The organism is Marivita cryptomonadis (assembly GCF_002115725.1).
Lineage (GTDB): Bacteria > Pseudomonadota > Alphaproteobacteria > Rhodobacterales > Rhodobacteraceae > Marivita > Marivita cryptomonadis.
On sequence record NZ_JFKD01000113.1, the window covers coordinates 1 to 559 of the forward strand.

The 559-nt window shown below is 59.2% G+C and carries 1 pseudogene; it reads right to left on the minus strand.

Annotated features, from left to right (window positions below):
- Nucleotides 1–514: pseudogene (locus tag MCRY_RS22560) on the minus strand (IS5-like element ISPst7 family transposase); the annotation flags it as partial.
- Between the last annotated feature and the right edge of the window lie 45 nt (nt 515–559).

Sequence of the window (559 nt, forward strand, 5' to 3'; positions counted from 1 at the left end):
AATACTGGTTTCCCTTCTTGGTCTGGTGCATTTCCGGGTCGCGCTTGCCGTCCTTGTTCTTGGTCGAACTGGGCGCATTGATCAGCGTTGCATCGACGATGGTGCCCTGGCGCAGCGACAGGCCGCGGTCGCCCAGATAGCCATTGATGACAGCGAGGATGCCGGCCGCCAGCTCGTGTTTCTCCAGCAAGCGGCGGAAGTTGAGAATGGTGGTTTCGTCGGGGATGCGCTCCAGGTTCAGCCCGGCAAACTGGCGCAGGATCGTGGTTTCGTACAGCGCTTCCTCCATCGCTGGATCGCTGTAGCCGAACCAGTTCTGCAGCAGATGCACACGCAGCATCGCCATCAACGGGTAGGCCGGACGGCCACCTTCACCTTTCGGATAATGTGGCTCGATCAAAGCAATCAAGCCCTTCCACGGCACCACCCGATCCATCTCGATCAGGAACAACTCCTTGCGGGTTTGCTTGCGCTTGCCAGCGTACTCGGCGTCGGCGAAGGTCATCTGCTTCATCGGGAAACTCGGTGGGTGGGGTCGCGGTATTTTGCCAAATCAGAG